Annotated in this window: 18 protein-coding genes; 11 read left to right on the top strand and 7 right to left on the bottom strand. The window is 69.9% G+C overall.

What is annotated here, in order from left to right:
• Positions 1-26 precede the first annotated feature (26 nt).
• On the top strand, positions 27-371 hold the full coding sequence (locus tag Dvina_RS52965; RefSeq protein ID WP_223100007.1) for an STAS domain-containing protein: 345 nt from the start codon (positions 27-29) through the stop codon (positions 369-371).
• 103 nt (positions 372-474) lie between these two features.
• Here the strand turns inward: Dvina_RS52965 and Dvina_RS52960 are convergent, their stop codons facing one another.
• Positions 475-846 (bottom strand): ATP-binding protein, encoded by a 372-nt coding sequence (locus tag Dvina_RS52960; RefSeq protein WP_223100005.1) that lies wholly within the window; start codon positions 844-846, stop codon positions 475-477.
• 119 nt (positions 847-965) lie between these two features.
• Here Dvina_RS52960 and Dvina_RS52955 point away from each other — a divergent pair, with 119 nt between their 5' ends.
• Positions 966-1,328: a TraR/DksA family transcriptional regulator gene (locus tag Dvina_RS52955; protein WP_246655897.1), complete on the top strand. Its 363-nt coding sequence runs from the start codon at positions 966-968 to the stop codon at positions 1,326-1,328.
• On the opposite strand, the gene Dvina_RS52950 is transcribed toward Dvina_RS52955, so the two are convergent.
• On the bottom strand, positions 1,278-1,499 hold the full coding sequence (locus Dvina_RS52950; RefSeq protein WP_223100001.1) for a hypothetical protein: 222 nt from the start codon (positions 1,497-1,499) through the stop codon (positions 1,278-1,280). The genes Dvina_RS52955 and Dvina_RS52950 overlap by 51 nt on opposite strands.
• Before the next feature lie 198 nt (positions 1,500-1,697).
• On the opposite strand from Dvina_RS52950, the gene Dvina_RS52945 reads away from it, so the two are divergent.
• The 6 genes from Dvina_RS52945 (at position 1,698) to Dvina_RS52920 (ending at position 9,083) form a co-directional block, all read left to right on the top strand.
• Positions 1,698-4,184, top strand: coding sequence for a hybrid sensor histidine kinase/response regulator (locus tag Dvina_RS52945; RefSeq protein WP_223099999.1), 2,487 nt, complete (start codon positions 1,698-1,700; stop codon positions 4,182-4,184).
• Positions 4,181-4,555 (top strand): response regulator, encoded by a 375-nt coding sequence (locus tag Dvina_RS52940; RefSeq protein ID WP_223099997.1) that lies wholly within the window; start codon positions 4,181-4,183, stop codon positions 4,553-4,555. Before Dvina_RS52945 ends, Dvina_RS52940 begins: the two co-directional genes overlap by 4 nt.
• Positions 4,556-4,666: 111 nt before the next feature.
• The gene (locus Dvina_RS52935) at positions 4,667-6,304 is read left to right on the top strand and encodes a sodium:solute symporter family protein (RefSeq protein ID WP_223106223.1); all 1,638 of its coding nucleotides are present in this window, start codon (positions 4,667-4,669) and stop codon (positions 6,302-6,304) included.
• Between the two features lie 9 nt (positions 6,305-6,313).
• Complete coding sequence (locus Dvina_RS52930) at positions 6,314-6,589, top strand: hypothetical protein (protein ID WP_223099996.1); 276 nt, start codon at positions 6,314-6,316, stop codon at positions 6,587-6,589.
• 290 nt (positions 6,590-6,879) lie between these two features.
• Positions 6,880-7,575: a response regulator transcription factor gene (locus tag Dvina_RS52925; protein ID WP_223099994.1), complete on the top strand. Its 696-nt coding sequence runs from the start codon at positions 6,880-6,882 to the stop codon at positions 7,573-7,575.
• A complete protein-coding gene (locus Dvina_RS52920; RefSeq protein WP_223099992.1) occupies positions 7,572-9,083 on the top strand; it encodes a sensor histidine kinase in 1,512 nt (503 codons plus the stop codon). Before Dvina_RS52925 ends, Dvina_RS52920 begins: the two co-directional genes overlap by 4 nt.
• A 350-nt stretch (positions 9,084-9,433) precedes the next feature.
• Here the strand turns inward: Dvina_RS52920 and Dvina_RS52915 are convergent, their stop codons facing one another.
• Both Dvina_RS52915 and Dvina_RS52910 read right to left on the bottom strand, forming a co-directional pair.
• Complete coding sequence (locus Dvina_RS52915) at positions 9,434-10,096, bottom strand: response regulator (protein ID WP_223099990.1); 663 nt, start codon at positions 10,094-10,096, stop codon at positions 9,434-9,436.
• A gap of 263 nt (positions 10,097-10,359) precedes the next feature.
• Entirely contained in the window at positions 10,360-11,559 is a 1,200-nt protein-coding gene (locus tag Dvina_RS52910; RefSeq protein ID WP_223099988.1) for a sensor histidine kinase, read from the bottom strand.
• A 169-nt stretch (positions 11,560-11,728) separates the two neighbouring features.
• Between Dvina_RS52910 and Dvina_RS52905 the strand changes: the two genes are divergently transcribed.
• Positions 11,729-12,673 carry an ABC transporter ATP-binding protein gene (locus Dvina_RS52905; RefSeq protein WP_223099987.1) on the top strand — a complete coding sequence of 315 codons (945 nt, stop codon included), beginning with the start codon at positions 11,729-11,731 and terminating at the stop codon, positions 12,671-12,673.
• A complete protein-coding gene (locus tag Dvina_RS52900; RefSeq protein WP_246655896.1) occupies positions 12,670-15,096 on the top strand; it encodes an FtsX-like permease family protein in 2,427 nt (808 codons plus the stop codon). Before Dvina_RS52905 ends, Dvina_RS52900 begins: the two co-directional genes overlap by 4 nt.
• Positions 15,097-15,296: 200 nt before the next feature.
• Here the strand turns inward: Dvina_RS52900 and Dvina_RS52895 are convergent, their stop codons facing one another.
• Both Dvina_RS52895 and Dvina_RS52890 read right to left on the bottom strand, forming a co-directional pair.
• The gene (locus Dvina_RS52895; RefSeq protein ID WP_223099983.1) at positions 15,297-15,809 is read right to left on the bottom strand and encodes a Rieske (2Fe-2S) protein; all 513 of its coding nucleotides are present in this window, start codon (positions 15,807-15,809) and stop codon (positions 15,297-15,299) included.
• Between the two features lie 16 nt (positions 15,810-15,825).
• On the bottom strand, positions 15,826-16,377 hold the full coding sequence (locus Dvina_RS52890) for a DUF6529 family protein (RefSeq protein WP_246655895.1): 552 nt from the start codon (positions 16,375-16,377) through the stop codon (positions 15,826-15,828).
• Positions 16,378-16,510: 133 nt separating this feature from the next.
• Between Dvina_RS52890 and Dvina_RS52885 the strand changes: the two genes are divergently transcribed.
• Entirely contained in the window at positions 16,511-16,996 is a 486-nt protein-coding gene (locus Dvina_RS52885; protein WP_223099981.1) for a collagen-like domain-containing protein, read from the top strand.
• A 305-nt stretch (positions 16,997-17,301) separates the two neighbouring features.
• Here the strand turns inward: Dvina_RS52885 and Dvina_RS52880 are convergent, their stop codons facing one another.
• Positions 17,302-17,985 carry a hypothetical protein gene (locus Dvina_RS52880; RefSeq protein ID WP_223099979.1) on the bottom strand — a complete coding sequence of 228 codons (684 nt, stop codon included), beginning with the start codon at positions 17,983-17,985 and terminating at the stop codon, positions 17,302-17,304.
• Positions 17,986-18,201 lie beyond the last annotated feature (216 nt).

Genomic DNA, 18,201 nt, shown 5'->3' with positions numbered 1-18,201 from the left:
ACCAGCGAGTCAGGAAAGGAAGCCCGGTGGTTGACGACGAGGCGATCTGGGAGTTGGAAGCGCGCCGGCACGAGGGTCGCGTACATCTGGTGCTGACCGGGGAACTGGACCTGGACTCGGCTCCGAGCCTGCTCACGGCGGTGGTGCAGGAGCTGGAGGCCGGGGCCCGGGAGGTGGTCGTCGACCTCACGCACCTGTCGTTCATCGACTCGAGCGGCCTGGGCACGCTCGTCGGCTGCTGGCGGCGGGCCAAGAACGCGGGCGCGACGCTCGTAGTGGCCAACCCGAACGAGGACGTGCGGGTCACACTGGAGATCACCGGGCTGGACCAGATCCTGCCGATCACCAACGAGCCCGTGGAGCTGGCCTGACCCCGGGCCGCCGTAGAGCGCGCCCCGTTGACCCGGCCCGGGCCGGGTCCGGCCTGAGCTGGTGCCGGCCTCGGGTCTGAGTCGACCTGGGGCCTGAGTCGACCTAGACGGCGATCTCGGCCCAGACCGTCTTGCCGCCCTGGTGGCGGCGCACGCCCCAGGTGCGGGCCAGCGTGTTGACGATCTGCATGCCGCGGCCGGAGGTGCTCGTCAGGTTGTCGATCTCGGCGATGCGCGGCACCTTGTCGCTCGCGTCGCCGACCTCGATGATCAGCGTGTCGCCCCGGCGCAGCAGCCGCAGGACGGCCGGCGGCAGCCCGTGGCGCAGGGCGTTGGCGACGAGCTCGTGCCCGACCATGACCGCGCAGCGGCTGAGTTGGGGCAGACCCCAGGCGTCGAGCGCCTGAGTGATCACGCGCCGGGCCGTGCGGGACTGGCCCGCGGGCACGTCGACCTCGATCAAATCCGCCTCCACGGTATTCATGGTGCCCTGTGCCGGTCGCAAAAAACAGTCAGGTTTGCGCAGCACCACTCGTGGGCACACCGGAAGCCACCGATCGACGACTTACTGCCACGATGCCGGGGGGCCCGACGATGCTCGTTTACCCAGAGACCCGTACCCAGGACATTCGCTCCGCACTCATCGGGCGGCGCGAGGAGCTCGAGGCGGAGTACGTCGCCACGGTGGCCGAGATGACACTCGCGGGCGTCGTCGACTCCGGTGACGACGTGGCCGACCTCGGCAACAAGGCGTTCACGCGCGAGCAGGAGTTCATGCTCGCCGAGTCGATCCGGGGCCGCATGGACCAGGTCGACCGGGCGCTGGAGCGGCTCGACGCCGGCCACTACGGTACGTGTGAGACGTGTCACGGTGAGATCCCGGTGGCCCGGCTGGCCGCGTTCCCGTCAGTCACGCTCTGCGTCGCGTGCAAGAGCCGCAGCGAGTCCCGCTACTAGGGCCAGTGCGCGCTCGGCCGCGCTCTGCAGGTGCGGCAGATACTCGGGCGCGGCCCCGCTGCGGGTCAGGTCCTCAGTCAGGAACGTCGTGTAGTTCACGACCGCCCCGATGGCGTTGGACAGGTCGTGGGTGGCCGTGGCGACGGTGGCGCGCAGGACGTCATCGCTCATCCGGCCCCCCCAGCCTCATTGTCTGACTAAAGTGAGTCCCGTTCGGAAACCGTTACGGGGCGTATTCACATGGTAACTCTGGTCACAACCGCGCTGGTAGCGGCCGTCTTTTTACGGGCGCTTGGGGGCTACGCGAGGGGCCGAGACCCGCTGCAGCGCGACACCGCCCTGATCTTCCTGCCGACGCTGGCGCTGTGCGTGAACGCCGCCGTGCGCGAGCAGCTGCACCGCCCGGTCCCGCTCGCCGCGTCGATCCTGGCGACCGCGCTGCTGATGATCCAGCCGTACCTGACACTCCGGCTCGCCGCGCGCCTCGGCCGGGTGCCGCGCTGGCTGGACGGCACGCTGCTGGTGCTCCTGCTCGTCGCCGTCGTGGCCGTGAGCGTGGCGCCCCGGCCCCTGACCCGGCCCTACCTGGCGCTGATCACCGTGACCTTCACTGTCACCGAGTTGATCGCGGGCACCATGCTGCTGCGGGCGGCCGGCCGCCGATCCGGCGCCGGGAAGGCCCGGCTGCGCCTGGCCGCGGCGGCCACATACCTGTTTCCGGTGATGCTGCTGATGCTGTTCACCGCGGCCGCGCAGTATTCGGGGCGGCACGTGTGGTGGCAGCCGGCCGGGCGGTTCGTCGGGCTCGTCGCCGCCGTCCTGTCCCTGCTGGCGTTCCACCCGCCGCGCTGGCTGCGCCGGGTGATGTCGGCAACGACCTGGTATGAGGCGACCGAGGATCTGCAGCGGCTGCCGGCCGACGCGAGCACCGGTCAGGTGTGGCGGCGCTTCGTGCAGGTCGTCCACGACACCACGGGTACCGACGCCGTCCTGCTCCTGGACGGGCACCTGGAGCGCCGGGCCGCCGTCTGCCGCTCCGGCACCCACCTGCCGCACGGGCGCCTCGACTTCGACGTGCACGCCCTGACCACCGGCCGCCGCCCGGCCCGGCTGCCGAAGGGGCATCCGCTGGCCGTGGCCACCGGCACCCGGTTCGCGACAGCGCTGCCGCTGCCCGGGATCGGCACGCTGCTGGTGCTCGACCGCTACCGCGCGCTGTTCAGCGCCGACGACCTGCGCCTCACCAATGTCCTCGCCGGGCAGGCCCGGGTGCTGGCCGAGCGCAGCGCCGTGCTGGCCGAGCAGCGTGAGCTGACCGACCGGCTGGCCGAGTCGGTTGCCGCGCTCACCCTGGCCAGCCAGGCCAAGAGCGACTTCCTGGCCGGCATGAGCCACGAGCTGCGCACGCCGCTCAACGCGATAATCGGCTTCAGCGACCTCATGCGGGCCGAGCGGCCCGAGGGCGATCGCCGCAGCGTGCCGGCCGAGTGGGTCGATCACGTGCACAGCAGTGGGCGGCACCTGCTCGGACTGATCAACGACATCCTCGACCTGGCCAAGGTCGAGTCCGGGCGCCTGGAGCTCAACGCCGAGCCGATCTCGCTCGACGGCGCGATCGGCGACATCATCACCACGCTGCGCCCCTTGACCGATCGCAAGAGCCTGCGGGTGTACTGCAACGTGCCCGACGATCTTGCGGTGTCCGCCGACCCGCTGCGGCTGCGGCAGATCCTCGACAACCTGCTGTCCAACGCGATCAAGTTCACGCCCGAGGAGGGCCTGATCTCGATCACCGCTGAGCCGGTCACGGCCGGCGTGGCGATCACGGTGGCCGACAGCGGCGGCGGCATCGAGCCGGCCGACCAGGAGCGGATCTTCGAGGAGTTCCAGCAGCTCGGCACGGCCACCCAGCGCAAGGCCGGCACCGGGCTCGGGCTCGCGCTGACCCGGCGGCTGGTCGAGGCGCACGGCGGCACGATCGGGGTGGCGTCGACGCCGGGCGAGGGCAGCCGGTTCACGGTCCACCTGCCGGCCGCCGGCGCGCTCGCGGCCGCGGCCGGTACCGGGTCGACGGCCCATCCCGAAGGCGTCGCCCGCGGCCGGGTCCTGGTCGTCGACGACGACCCGCGCTCGGCCGAACTGCTCGAGGCATACCTGGTCGGGGCCGGATACGCGGTGCGCACCGCCGCCTCCGGCGAGGCCGGGCTCTCCGCGGCCGGCGCCTGGCGCCCCGACGCGATACTGCTCGACGTGGTCCTGCCCGGCCTCGACGGCTGGGACGTGATCAAGCGCCTCAAACACGACCCGGCCCTGCGCTCGATCCCGGTCTTCTTCACCACGATCATCGACGACCGGCGGGCCGGCCTGGCCCTGGGCGCGGCCGACTTCTTCGTCAAGCCGGTCGACCACGATGCCATGCTGGCCCAGCTGGCCCGGCACATCATGCCCGCCTCGGAGCAGGACTCGGCATCGGTGCTCGTGGTCGACCGCGACGACACGACTCGGGCGGTCGTCGCGCGACAGCTCACGGAGGCCGGCATCGCCGTCGTCACGTGCGACGACGGCGCGGAGGGGCTGCGGCTGTCCCGCAACCGCCGCTTCGATCTGATCATCTGTGACCTGCAGATGCCGGGCGTCGACGGGTTCGCCCTGCTCTCCGGGCTGGACCAGGAGCCGTCGACCCAGGGCATCCCGGTGCTCGCGCTGACCGCGCCCGACCTGTCCGACGCCGACCGGCGGCGGCTGACCGGCAAGGTCATCGGCACGGTGCCGCGGGGCTCGGCGGCCGACGGGGTCCGCGAGTGGATCGGCCTGAGCGCGGTGTCCGGGGCACGACAGGAAGGAGCCGTCAGATGAGCACAGTCCTGTTGGTGGAGGATGAGGAGCTCAATCGCGTGCTCGTCCGGGCCATCATCGCGCGCGCCGACGCTCCCGCGGTACACCATGCGAATCTGCTCGAAGCCGGGTCGCTCGCCGATGCCCGCAGCGCGCTCGCCGCGCATGCCGTAGACCTGATCCTGCTGGACGTCAACCTGCCCGACGGCAACGGGCTGACGCTGGCCGCCGAGCTCAACGCGGCTCCCGCGCGGCCGACGGTGGTGGCGCTGACCGCGAGCGTCCTGCCGCACGAGAAGGCGGCGGCCATGGAGGCCGGATGTGACGCATTCCTGGACAAACCGTACGCGGCCGCGGATTTGGTATCTATGCTTGCGAATCACTTAAGTTGATTATGAGGGTTTGATTCCCGTCCCTGGCTGGGTAGGAGCCTCGACGCTCCACTCGTACCCGGGGAAAGGGAGGAACGGGTGCAGACTCTCGCCGATGGGCTGCGCCTGCAGATGGACGCGATGGACTACGTCCTGCTGGCGCTCTACTTCATCACCGTGCTGGGGGTGGGCCTCGCCGCCCGCCGCTCCATCCGCAACAGCGTCGACTTCTTCCTGTCCGGCCGCTCGCTCCCCGCCTGGGTGACCGGCCTCGCGTTCATCTCCGCCAATCTGGGCGCCCTGGAAATCCTGGGCATGGCCGCCAACGGTGCCAAGTACGGCCTGATGACGCTGCACTACTACTGGATCGGCGCCGTGCCGGCCATGGTCTTCCTCGGCATCGTGATGATGCCCTTCTACTACGGCTCCAAAGTGCGCAGCGTCCCCGAGTTCATGCGGCGCCGCTTCAACCGCCCGGCGCACATGCTCAACGCACTGTCGTTCGCGCTCGCCCAGGTGCTGATCGCCGGCGTCAACCTCTACGCGCTCGCCCTGATCATGCAGGCGCTGCTCGGCTGGCCGCTGTGGATCGCGATCATCGTGGGCGCCGCCATCGTCCTCATCTACATCACGCTGGGCGGCCTCTCCAGCGCGATCTACAACGAGGTCCTGCAGTTCTTCGTCATCATCGCCGGCCTGCTCCCGATCGCGATCGTCGGCCTGGTCAAGCTCGGCGGCATCGACGGGCTCTTCGACGCCGTCCGCAACAGCACCAAGCTCGGCGACGCCGGCCTGCACACCTGGGCCAACACCGCCAGCAGCGCCAACCCGCTCGGCGCGCCGTGGTGGGGCATCGTCTTCGGCCTCGGGTTCGTGCTCTCCTTCGGCTACTGGACGACGAACTTCGCCGAGGTCCAGCGCGGCCTGTCGGCCCGCAACATGAGCGCGGCCCGACGCACGCCGATCATCGCGGCGTACCCGAAGCTGCTCATCCCGTTCGTCACCGTCATCCCCGGCCTGGTCGCGCTGGTGACCGTGAAGGGGCTCGGTGCCGACACGGGGGACCTGCAGTACAACAACGCCGTCCCGCTGCTGATGCGCGACTTCCTGCCCAACGGCGTGCTCGGCATCGCCGTGACAGGTCTGCTGGCCTCGTTCATGGCGGGCATGGCGGCCAACGTGTCCGGCTTCAACACGGTGTTCACCTACGACATCTGGCAGGAGTACGTCGCCAAGGACAAGCCCGACGGCTACTACCTCAAGGTCGGCCGGCTGATCACCGTCGTCGGCGTCGTGATCGGCATCGGCACCGCGTTCATCGCCTCCGGCTACAGCAACATCATGGACTACATCCAGGCGCTGTTCTCGCTGTTCAACGCCCCGCTCTTCGGTGCCTTCATCATCGGCATGTTCTGGAAGCGGATGACGGCGTGGGCCGGGTTCTGGAGCCTGCTGCTGGGCACGGTGGCCGCGTTCATCACCTACGCCGGGTACAAGTGGTTCGGCTGGTTCACCTTCGGCTCCGACCTCGACGAGTCGTTCTGGGGCGCGGGCATCGCCTTCGTCGTGGTGGCCATCGTCGCCGTCATCGTCACGCCGCTGACCAGGCCGAAGACCGACTCCGAGCTCGACGGGCTGGTGTACGGCGTCGGGCGCCACGACCTCGCGGCCGACGCGCTCGCGGGGGACACCGCCTGGTACCGCTCGCCGGTGCTGCTCGGCTCGGCCGCGCTCGTGCTGGCATTCGCGTTCTATCTGCCGTTCCTGTAGGGGGTTGTCATGTCTGAGAAGGTCGACACCGCTCGCGCGGCTCGCCTCTTCGATGTCCGCCGGGTGATCGGCGGGCTGTTCACGGTGTACGGGGTGATCGTGACGATCCTTGGCATCTTCGACTCGCAGGAGGAGATCGACAAGGCGGCGGGAGTGCGGATCAACCTGTGGATCGGGCTCGGCATGCTGGTGTTGGGCCTGCTGTTCCTGCTGTGGCAGTGGCTGCGGCCGGCCGAGGCTCCCGAGACCTCCGACATCGCGCCGGCTGACGAGGCGCGCGAGTAGGGCGCGGCCGGGGGCTCATGGGGGCGGGAGCCCCCTAACCGGGGCGGGAGCGAAGCGGCCTCGGAATCCTCTGGCGTTTGCTGTGTTTTGTCGTTTGGCAGTGTTTTGGCGGTTTTGACGGTTTTTCGGCGGCGCCTCGGTCCTTGCGGGGCGCCGCCGCCGTCGTTGCGGTGTCGCTGTCGGTTGCAGGCGGTTCACAGCTGGTTTTCAGGGAAACCGCATCAGGGCGTCAGGTACCGGCGGCAGGCTCTTAGGTGACAAGGGAACTCTGACGCAATTTGGAGCGAATCATGACGCGGCTGCTTGTGGTCGACGACGAGCCGGACATCGTCGAACTGCTCTCCGCGAGCCTCAAGTACCACGGGTACGACGTCGCCAGCGCCACCAGCGGCCGGCAGGCGATGGAGGAGGCCCGGCGGTTCCGGCCGGACATGATCCTGCTCGACGTCATGATGCCCGAGCTCGACGGCTTCGAGGTGCTCCGCAAGCTCCGCGGCGAGGGCACCCGTGTGCCGGTCCTGTTCCTCACCGCCCGCGACGCCACCGAGGACAAGATCAAGGGCCTGACCCTGGGCGGCGACGACTACGTCACCAAGCCCTTCAGCCTCTCCGAGATCCTGGCCCGCATCCAGGCCGTCCTGCGCCGGGTGGCCGATCCGGCGGGCGGCTCCTCGGCTCAGACGTCGCGCCTGAACTTCGCCGACATCGAGCTCGACGAGGACACCCACGAGGTGTTCAAGGCCGGCCAGGAGGTCCAGCTCTCGCCTACCGAGTTCAAGCTGCTGCGGTACTTCATGACGAACCCTGGCCGCGTGCTGTCCAAGGCCCAGATCCTGGACCACGTGTGGCAGTACGACTTCGGCGGCGACGCGGGCGTCGTGGAGTCCTACGTCTCCTACCTGCGCAAGAAGATCGACACCTCCGAGCCCCGGCTCCTGCAGACCCTGCGCGGAGTCGGCTACTCGCTGCGGCTGCCACGCACATGAAATCGTGGCCGCTCCGCGTCAAGCTCGTCATATTGATGCTCGTCCTGCTGGCGGCGGCCCTTGTGACAACCGGCATCGCCGGCGTGGTGAGCACCCGCGACTACCTCATCGACCGCGTCGACGCCCAGCTCCTGGACAGCGTCAGCCAGGAGACCCCGAGGTGCGACACGGACGGCGGCAAGGGCGGCCCCGGCGGCGGCCCGGTGCAGCGCGTCGGCTACTACGTCGGCTGCATCAACCCGGACGGCTCCTTCCGAGAGCTCTACTTCAACCCCAACCCGAGCGAGCCCGACCAGAGCCGCCCGGTCCTGCCCGAGTCGGGCTACACCATCGTCGGCCACACCACCCAGCTGTCCGCCAACACCGGCGGCGCGTACGCCACCCTGGATCCGGTCGACGGCGGCCACAGCTGGCGCGTCCTCTACGCCCAGCAGGCCCCCTCCCGGAACCCGTTCACGCACAAGATCGAGGACCACGACCCGGTCGTGGTCGCCATCAGCCTCGACGAGGTCGACAACACTGTCTCTCGGCAGATCGTGATGAGCGCGACGATCGGCGGGTTCGTGCTGCTGGTGCTGGCCGTGGTCGCGTACCTCCTGGTCCGCTCCAGCCTGCGCCCCCTGGTCGAGGTCGAGCAGACAGCCGAGGCCATCGCGGCCGGCGACCTGAGCCGCCGCGTCCCCGAGGCCGACCCGCGCACCGAGGTCGGCGGCCTGGCCAAGGCACTGAACACCATGCTCGGCCAGATCGAGACCGCCTTCGAGGAGCGCCGCGCCTCCGAACAGGCCGCCCTGGCCTCGGAGCAGTCGGCCTTGGCTTCGGAGGGCCGCATGCGCCGCTTCGTGGCCGACGCCTCCCACGAACTGCGCACCCCGCTGACCTCGATCCGCGGCTTCGCCGAGCTGCACCGCCAGTCCGGCCACAACGACGACAACATGCGCCGAATCGAACACCACGCCACCCGGATGGGCCTGCTGGTCGACGACCTGCTGCTCCTGGCCCGGATGGACCAGCAGCGCCCGCTGGAGAAGAAGCCGGTGGACCTGCTCGCCCTGGCGACCGACGCCCTGATCGACGCCCGGGTGACAGCCGCCGACCACCGACTACGCCTACGCACCCCGAACAGCGAAGACGCCGACGCCGACACCGAAGCCCCGATCGTGGAGGGCGACGAGGCCCGCCTGCGCCAGGTCCTGCAAAACCTCCTGTCCAACGCCCTGAACCACACTCCCCCCGGCACGGAGGTCACGGTCTTCGTGGGTACCGAGGGCGACAAGGCAATCCTGGAGGTGGCCGACAACGGCCCCGGCATGACAGACGACGACGCCGCCAGAGTCTTCGAACGCTTCTACCGCACCGACCCGAGCCGCACCCGAGCCCTGGGCGGCTCCGGCCTAGGCCTGTCGATCGTCAGCGCCCTGGTGAAGGCCCACAACGGCGAGGTCACACTGCAAACCGCCCCCGGCGAGGGCGCCACATTCCGGGTAACCATTCCACTGCACCAGTAACCCACCGAACACCGACGCCTGGCACGTCAGCAATCTCAATCCGTGCCGGCGTGGGCATCCTGAGCACCGCGTCACCAGTCACTTTTGGCACCCCGGCACCCCGGCACCCCGTCGCGTTCGGGCGTCCTGGCAGCCCGGCACGTCTCAGCACCTCGCCAGCCCGGCGCGCCCTTGCACTCGGCAGTTCGGCGCGCCCTGGCACTCGGCAGCCCGGCACTCTGACGGCTCAGCGCGGCCTGGGACCTTGGGCAGCTCGACGCGTCCCAGCATCCTGACAGCCCGGCACCACGGCGGCCTAGCACCTGGCACTCCGGCATGTCCCGGCGGCCCGCCAGCGTCGAGGGCGCAGCCTAAAGACCCACCGCAACGAGCCCTGTCTCATACGCGACGATCACCAACTGCGCCCGGTCCCGCACCCCAAGTTTCGCCAGTATCCGCCCGACATGCGTCTTGACCGTGGCCAGACTCAACCCAAGATGCGCCGCGATCTCATTGTTGGAAAGCCCCAGCCCAACCAGCGTGAGCACCTCCTTCTCCCGCTCCGTAACCCCATCCAGCCGCCGCGGTACGGGCCGCTCAGGCAACGGCCGCCGAGCAAACTCATAGATAAGCCGCCGAGTAACCGAGGGCGACAACAACCCTTCCCCACCGGCGACAACCCGGATCGCGCTCAACAGTTCGGCCGGTGGCGTGTCCTTGAGCAGGAACCCACTGGCACCCGCCCGCAACGCCCCGTAGACGTACTCATCCAGATCGAACGTAGTAAGAATCAGAACCCTGACGCCCCCGAGCGCCGAGTCCTCCGAGATGAGCCGCGTGGCGTCGATCCCGTTCATCTCCGGCATCCGAACATCCATGAGCACCACATCCGGCCGAACCTCCCGAGCCAGCCGAACCGCCTCGCTCCCGGTCCCGGCCTCCCCAACGGTGGTGCAGTCCCCACTGAGGTCGACCAACGCCCTAAAGCTCCCGCGCAACAGAGCCTGATCGTCAGCAATCAACACCCGAATCAAGCCCGACCTCCCCCACGCAGGTCTCCAGCGCCGCCACGATCCGCACCCCGGCCCGCGACTCAACGCTCCCCGCGACCGCCAGCCAAGCAGTCTGCCAACATCGTCTCGATCTTGTCCGCGACGCCCGTTACGTCCTTCAAGCGCCACCTCCGGCTCGTGCAGTCCTCCAGCACCGTCCTGATCTCGTTTGCGCCGCCGCGCGAAGTGCTCCTTGTTGTCTCTCAGGCACCACCTTTTGTCTCTCAGACACGACCTCTTGTCTCTCAGGCACCACCTCCGGCCGGCAGCAGCGCGCGCACCGAGAAGCCGCCCTCGGCTCGAGGGCCGGCGCTGAACGTTCCCCCGTGCAGCGCCACCCGTTCGCGCATCCCGATCAGACCGTGCCCGCTCCCGGCTCCATGCGTGCGTGCGGGCCGCTTCCCGTCGTCGTCGACCTCGATCCGCACGCCGTCCGCACCTACCGCAACGTTCACCCAGCACTGCGCCGGCGCCGCATGCTTGACGACGTTGGTGATCGCCTCCTGCACGATCCGGTACACCGCCAGCCCCACCGACTCCGGCGCCTCCGCGACCGCCGGTTCGTCGGGCCGGTCCATGGTGAGCTGCACCTCGACCCCGCCCACCGAAGCGAGTTGGACGAGGGCCGGGATGTCGTCGATACCGGGTGCGGGCGCATACGGCGTGTCCTCCCGCAGCATGTCCAGCACCCGGCGCACCTCGAGCATCGCCGAGCGTCCGGCGGCCTCAATGACCTGAAGCGCGTCGCGGGCCTCGCGTGGATCGGCCTCGGCGACATGGTTGCCGATCGACGCCTTCACCACGATCAGAGTCATCGTGTGAGCGATGACGTCGTGCAGTTCGCGGGCGACGCGGAGGCGCTCTTCGACCGTGGCCTGCTGCAGCATCTGCTCGTTGCGCTCGGCGGTTTGCGCGCGACGCTCGCCGGCCGTGAAGCCGAGCATGCTGGCCAGCGAGACAACGAGAGCGGCGAGGAGAAAGGCGAGCATCCAGGGAGGAGTGTCGTCGGTCGTCGGGGCTTCGGACTCGGCTATGTATATTGGCCCGGCCAGGCTCGCGCTGACCAGCACCGTGCAGGCGAACATGAAGAAGAAGGCCCTCATGTCCCGGGCTATTGAGTTGAACACGTAGAAGACCAGGGCCATGGCGAACAACGGAGCGACAGCCGCGAAGGCCGGGATGATCTCCGTCGCCAGGCCGATCGATGCGGCGATCGTGGCCGTCATGGCCGCTGGATAGGGCCAGTGGCGCCGGACCGCAACAGGTAGGCCGATTGCCAACGCGATCACCAGCGACAGCCAGATCGGCTCGTCCGGCCGGCCGTCCGCGGGCGCTGCCTCCGCCGCCCAGTAACAGAGCACCGTGGAGGCCACGGCGCCGAGGGCGTCGAGCGTATACAGGCCCCTCAGCGTCAGCCGCCGGGTGAGGAGCGGGGGCAGGTTCATGCGGTCGACGGTAGTGGGTTCGGCGGGTTTGCGCGTCGGCCTGGGAGCCGTCATACCCAGGTATGAGAAGCGGGCCGTATGGGGCTCGGCGTACCACAGCGGGTGGAACGAAAAGTGTCCATCCCAGTCCGATGCGCAAGGCCGGCCCGCCGCGGGATCGTTTCGAGCCATGACGACGCAAACCGTGGTTCTGGATGAGGTCCGGGCCGCCTATGGTGACGGCGAACGGCGGCTCGTTGCGCTCGACGGCGTTTCGGTGGCCTTCGAGCGCGGGACGTTCACGGCGGTGATGGGCCCCTCCGGCTCGGGCAAATCGACGCTGCTGCACTGCGCGGCCGGCCTCGAGCGCCCGGTGGAGGGCTCGGTGGCCGTCGACGGAGTGGTGCTCGACGACCTGTCAGAGGACGACCTCACCCGTCTTCGGCGGGACCGCATCGGATTCGTGTTCCAGGCGTTCAACCTGGTCTCGGCGCTCACCGCCGAGCAGAACGTTTCCCTGCCGATGCGCCTGGCCGGGCGCCGCCCGCGAGCCGCCGACGTGGTTGCCGCCCTGGCCGCGGTCGGGCTCACCGATCGGCTTCGGCACCGCCCGAGCGAGCTCTCCGGCGGCGAGCAGCAGCGAGTGGCAATCGCCCGAGCGCTGATCAGCCGTCCGGCGGTCGTGTTCGCCGACGAGCCGACCGGCGCGCTCGACAGTGTGACCTCAAGGCACATCCTCGATCTGCTGCGAGCACTCGTCGACGAGCACCGGCAGACAGTGGTGATGGTGACTCATGACCCGGTCGCCGCCGCCCGCGCCGACCGGGTGGTGTTCCTCGCCGACGGACGCATTGCCGACGACATTCGGCAGGCACAGACGGCCGAAGACATTGCGGCCCGCACGACGCACCTGGAGAAGAGCGGCGTAGGGAAGACCGTGCACTCCGGTGCGACCACGCGCCCAGATGAGCCGGAAGCGTCGGCGTCCGTCTCGCAGCGGGAAGCAACCGGTGTTCGACGGTCCGCACACCACGATTCCGTCCCGCGTTCGGACCACACGCACGAGCGCGAGGAAGCAAGCCCGGGCCGTGCGGCGAACCGGCAGGACGCGGACCACCTGGAGGAGTCGTGGTGAAGATCCGCCGTGTCGGCGGTGCGCTCGTTGCCGTGATCGTCGGTGTCGCGCTGGTCGCCCTGGCGCTGCTGCTGCTCGTCGCGGGGCGGCCGAAGATTCCCGACCGGCTGGCCGGTGCGGCGGTAGTTGTTCAGGCACCCGAGAGTCGAAGTCCGGCCGAGGCGTTTCCGCCGACGGTGCCGTGGTCCGCGGCCAGGGCAGAGGAGCTGAGCCGGCGACTCGATGCGATGCCCGGGGTTGCAGCCGCCGTCCCTGACCGGGTGTTCTACGTGCAGGCGCTGGTTGATGGGCGGCCGCCGCCGGTTGAGGGGCAGCGGCAGGACACGTACCAAGGGCATGGGTGGTCCTCGGCTCGGCTCGGTGGGCTCGCGCTGGTGGCCGGGGCGCCTCCCCGCGGGCCGGGTGAAGTGGTGGTCGATCGGGCACTCGGGCTTCGGCCGGGGAGTTCGGTGACGCTCCTTATGGCGACCGGGCCTGTTCAATACACGGTGACCGGGTTGGTGGACGCGCCCGGCTACCTGGTCGCGGACGAGGTGGCGGCGGAACTGGCGCCGGGTGTCCGGGCGATCGGGCTGGTGCTCGATCCGGGCGCTGATGCGGGTGCTGTTACGGCGGGGGCGCGTGCGGTCGTGGGGTCCGATGGCGTGGTGCTCAGCGGCGACGGGCGCGGAGCGCTCGAACCCGGCGACGACGCGCGGGCGCGATGGATCGGCATGCAGGTGCTCACCGGGGTGTCGGTGCTCTCCGGGTTCGTCACAGTGTTCGTTGTCGCGTCGACGTTCGCGTTCACCGTGGCGCAGCGGCGGCGAGAGCTGGGGCTGCTGCGCGCGATCGGCGCCACGCCGCGGCAGGTGCGGCGGATGGTCTACGGGGAGGCGCTGGTCGTCGGCGGTGCCGGGGCGGTTCTCGGGGTGCTCGTCGGCGCGGCGGCCGCGCCGGTTGTGGGGCGGCTGTTGGTGTCGGCCGGGCTGGAGCCGGCGACCTATGAGGTGCGGTACAGCGGACTGCCGTTCCTGGCGGGGCTCGTGCTCGGGCCGGTGGTTGCGCTCGTCGGGGCGTGGTCGGCCGCGCGGCGGGCGGCCCGGGTGCGGCCGCTGGAGGCGCTGCGGGAGGCGGCTGTCGAGCAGCGGCCGATGGGGCGGCTCCGGTGGGTTTGCGGCGGAGCACTGATGGCGTTGGGGATCGCGTTGGCCGTGGGCACGGCGACGGCGGACGATGCGCAGGACGGGGCGTCGTATGCGCTGTACAGCGCGATGGCCCTGGTGACGGGGATGGTGGCGTTGGCGCCGGGTGCGGTACCGCCGATCGTGCGACTCATGCGACTGCCGTTCCGGCGCGGTGGAGGTGCGGTCGGGCTGCTGGTGCGGCAGGGTGCGCTCACGGCTTCTCGGCGGACGGCGTCCACGGCCGCGCCGGTGCTGCTGACCGTGGCCTTTGCGGTGCTCGTAGCGGGGATGGTGCAGACGACGACAGCGGCGTATGCCGCCGGGCGGGCGGCTGATGTCGACGCCGGGGAAGTGCTGGTGCCGGATCGGACGCCCGGGCTGTCCGACGCCGCGGTGGCCGGGGTGCCGGGAGCGGCGATGCTGCCGACCACGGTGTTCGCGCCGGACGAGGACAGCGGGTTGGCGATGCGGTCGTGGAGTGCGCTCGGAGTGGACCCGGTCGCGTTTGCCCGGGCGGATCAGGGGAGCCGGGTGATCGCCGGTTCGCTTGCCGAGTTGAGCGGTGAGGACTCGGTTGTGGTGTCGGAGTCGGCGCACCGGGCCGTGGGCGATACGTACCCGATGGTGTTCGCGGACGGGGAGCGGGTGCCACTGCGGGTCGTCGCTGTCGTCGCCGATCGGTCGGTGCGGGCCGACGTGCTGCTGGATCGGGCAACGGTGCGGCGGCATGATCGGTCGGCGCTGACGTCGGCCGTGTACCTGCCGTCGGGAGAGCCGGTCGACGTGCCCGCCGGTGTCGGGGCGCGGGCGATCGGTCTGAGCACATGGGCGGCCGAGGCGGATAGCGCCGAGGACCGGTTGGTGTGGGTGTTCACGTTGATGCTCATTGCGGTGTCGGCTGGCTACGGGGCGATCGCTGTCGCGAACACTCTCCTCATGGCGGCCCAGGGGCGGGCGGCCGATCTGCGGGTGTTGCGGCTGGCGGGGGCGACACGGCGGCAGGTGGCCGGGTACGTCGCCGCGGAGTCGGCGCTGGTCGTGCTCATCGGTGCGGTGCTCGGTGGAGTGGTCGCGTTCGGGGCTCTGGTGAGCATTCGGGCTGGACTGAGTCAGCAGGTCGGCGCGACGGTCGCGCTGGTGGTGCCGTGGTCGGTCGTCGGCGGGGTTGTGGGGCTCTGCCTGGTGCTGGCGCTCCTGGCTGGCGTACTGCCCACGCGGCGGATGCTGCGTGAGCGGGCGATCCGGACGCCGGCATGAACACCCGAGCCCGGCCCGCCGGCAACCGTGAGGTTGGAACCGAATACGGGTGCAGGCGGGAGACGGACTTGCGGGTGGATGCGTATGGAGAACGGAGGGGGAATGGGGGTGGAGGTGATGCGGAGGTGGCCTGGCGTCGTCTGTCGTTCTCGCGCTCGGTCGTCCTTTGTGGATAGCCGAGGGTGGGTGAGCCTGTGGTGTCAGGCTTTGGAGATGGCGTCGCCCGTCACCTGGATGGCAATGGCGGCTAGAGCCTTCTTGGCTGGGCCGGCGGCTACGGCGCCGTCGGTCACCTTGAAGCGGCTGCCGTGGCAGGCGCAGTTGATGGTGCCGTCGGTGACCTCGCCTACCAGGCAGCCGGCATGGGTGCAGACGGCGGTGAAGCAGCGGAAGGTGCCGGCCTCCGGCTGGGTTACCACCAGCTTTTGGTTGGCGAAGATTCGGCCGCCGCCCACTGGGATGTCGGCGGTTCGGGCGAACGCGCCCACCGCGGACCCGCCGGCAGCGTTTGTGCCGGAGTTGGCGGCGTTCGGGCTGCTGGCGGTGCCTGGGGCGTTTTCGCTGGTGGCGCCCTGGGGCGTGGTGCCGTCGGCGGTGGGGCCGTCCTGAGCGGCGGCGCTGTCCAGGCCGTAAGCGGCGCAGCCCGAGAGCGCGGTGACCAGGCCGGCGGCGCCCGCGGTGGCCAGGAAGGTGCGGCGGGTTGGAGTGCTCATGGTTCTTCCGGCCCTTTCAGAGTTTGACGCCGAACGTGGTGAAGAACCACAGCGCGGAGGTGACGAACAGGCCCGACAACGCGGTGAAGACCAGGCCGCCCAAGACCGGGAGCGCCCAGCCGGGGACGCCCTTCTTGGCGAGGACCAGCATCTTGGCGGCGAAGGCTCCGTAGAAGAAGCAGCCGAGGAGAGAGTGGAGGAGTACGCGGGTGTTGTAGTCGCCGAAGCCCAGTGCGTAGAGACAGTGCAGCGCGACGGGAATGGAGGCCAGGAAGGCCAGACGGCCGGACCAGCGGTGGGCTGGGCCTAGCCACTTGGCGTCGGCGAAGAGCGAGAGCTTGCCGTACATCACGAGGGCGGTGAACAGCTGGACCAGGGCCAGGACGAAGGCGAGGGTCGCCAGCCAGACCTTGACCGTGGCCGGGCTGGAGAAGCCGGCGATGTTCACAGCGACGCCCGTCGGCTCGTGGAGCTTGCCGTAGACGCCGAGAGTCGCGGATACGAGGCAGGCGACCAGGAACGGGACGATGAGCGTGGCCGCCGACTTCCGGCTGGCCGGAGCCGCCATCGGTGTCGGGGCGCCGGCTGCCGGAGCAGGGGCACCGCTCATCGAGTAGGTGCCGGCTGCAGCTGGGGAGCTCACCGGGTAGGTACTGGCCGGGGATGAAGGGCTCACCGGGTATGGGTGGCTGGCCGGGGCGGTGGGGCTTCCCAGCATCGGAGAGGTCATCGGCGTCGGAGAAGTCATCGGCGTCGGCGCGCTCACCGGAACTGGAGCGCTCACCGGGGCGTTGGGCGTGAACGGGATTGAAGGGCTGACCGGTGCAAGAGCGCTTTGCGGCCCGAGAGAGCTGTGCGGTGCAAGAGGGGTGGCCGGCCCGAGAGAGCTGCGTGGCTCCGGGGAGCTGGCCGGCCCGAGAGAGCTGTGCGGTGCCAGAGAGGTGGCCGGCCCGAGAGAGCTGTGCGGCGCCAGAGGGGTGGCCGGCCCCAGAGAGTTGTGCGGCGCCGAAGAGCTGGGCGGCGCAACGGGGCTGGCCGGCGCAACCGAGCTGGCCAGCGCGGCAGGGCTCGCCGACATAGGAGAGCTCCCCGAGGTAGGAGAGCTGATCAACGGCGGAGAGCTGGCGGGAGCAGGAGAAACGAGCGGACTGAGGGAGCTGGGCGCGGCAGAAGAGCTGGCCGCGTAGGGAGAGGTGGTTGCGGAAGGATAGGGGGCTGCGGCAGGGAAGGTGGGCTGGGGTGGCTGTGGGTCGGGGGCGGTGGTGGGGTCGGTGGGTAGTGGAGCGAACTGGGGAGGGTCGGTGAAGATGGGGTCGACTGTGTAGGACTGAGGGGACTGGTACCGGTAGGCGGGGTTTGCCGGCGGTAGTGGGCCCGGCTCGGGGATCGGGGGGAACTCCAGGCGCTTCCGTGGAGGTTCGGGCGGGCCAGGAGGGGCCGGGATCTCGGGCGCGGGGTCGTTGATCGGGGCGTTCATGTCGGGGCTCCTGGCTCAGTATCCGGTTGCTGGGCTGGTCGGTTCGATGGTCACGTTGGTGCCGTCCACCTGGGCGGTTCTTGCGTTCACGTCGAACGGCGGGGCCGGTTGGAGGGCGCCGTTGCGCTTCTCCACGCCCACCTGCTTGCCGTCGTAGACGACCCAGCTCGCGTCGAGTTTGTTGCGGAGGGCGGACTGGGAGCGGTACAGGCCCGAGGGGGGTGCTACGGCCTTGATGGTGAAGGTCCAGGTCTTCGTGCCGGCCTTCACCGTGCCCTTGATCTGGGTGGCGGTGTAGGTGCCGGTCAGCGAGCCCGTGGCCTTCGCGCTGTTCAGCTGGGCCTGGCCGTTGGCCATTTCGCCGTCCATCCAGGACTCGGCCGCGCGGCCGTCGCAGACGTAGGCGATCGCCTTGCCGTTGTTGACCACCACGCCCAGGGAGGCGGCGCCGCCGTCCACCGCGCCCGCGTAGGTGATCGTGCCCTGCTGGGCCGCGTTGCCCGTGCCGGTTGAGGGAGAGGGGGACGGGGCGGTGGAGGGCGTGGGGGGCGCCGGGGCCGCGGAGGACGGCGGCGGGGCCTGGGTGGCGGCGGTGTTGTTCTTGGGTAGGCCGCGGCTGAGGTTGACGTTTGCGCCGTAGAGCACGCCGGCGACCGCCAGGCCGGCGGCCAGAGTCATGAGCGGTGCCTTGAACTTCATCGGAAACTCCCAGTGGTCGACTTCGTATCCATGAGACCGAGGTTCGCGGGAGCTGTCTGCGTCTAAAGACGCAGAAGCGGGATGTCATGAATGTCCAGAACGAGACCACCCAGATCACCCGCCGAAGTGCGACCCTTATCGCGACCGATGTCCGAGGAGCAGTGACCGATGCCGAAGAGCAGCGGCCGGTGCCGAGGAGCAGCAGCCGCCCCGAAA

The sequence above is a fragment of the Dactylosporangium vinaceum genome (genome assembly GCF_019904175.1).
Lineage (GTDB): Bacteria > Actinomycetota > Actinomycetes > Mycobacteriales > Micromonosporaceae > Dactylosporangium > Dactylosporangium vinaceum.
Note: the sequence above shows the minus strand (reverse complement) of the source record. Positions and strands in the feature narration are given on the sequence as shown.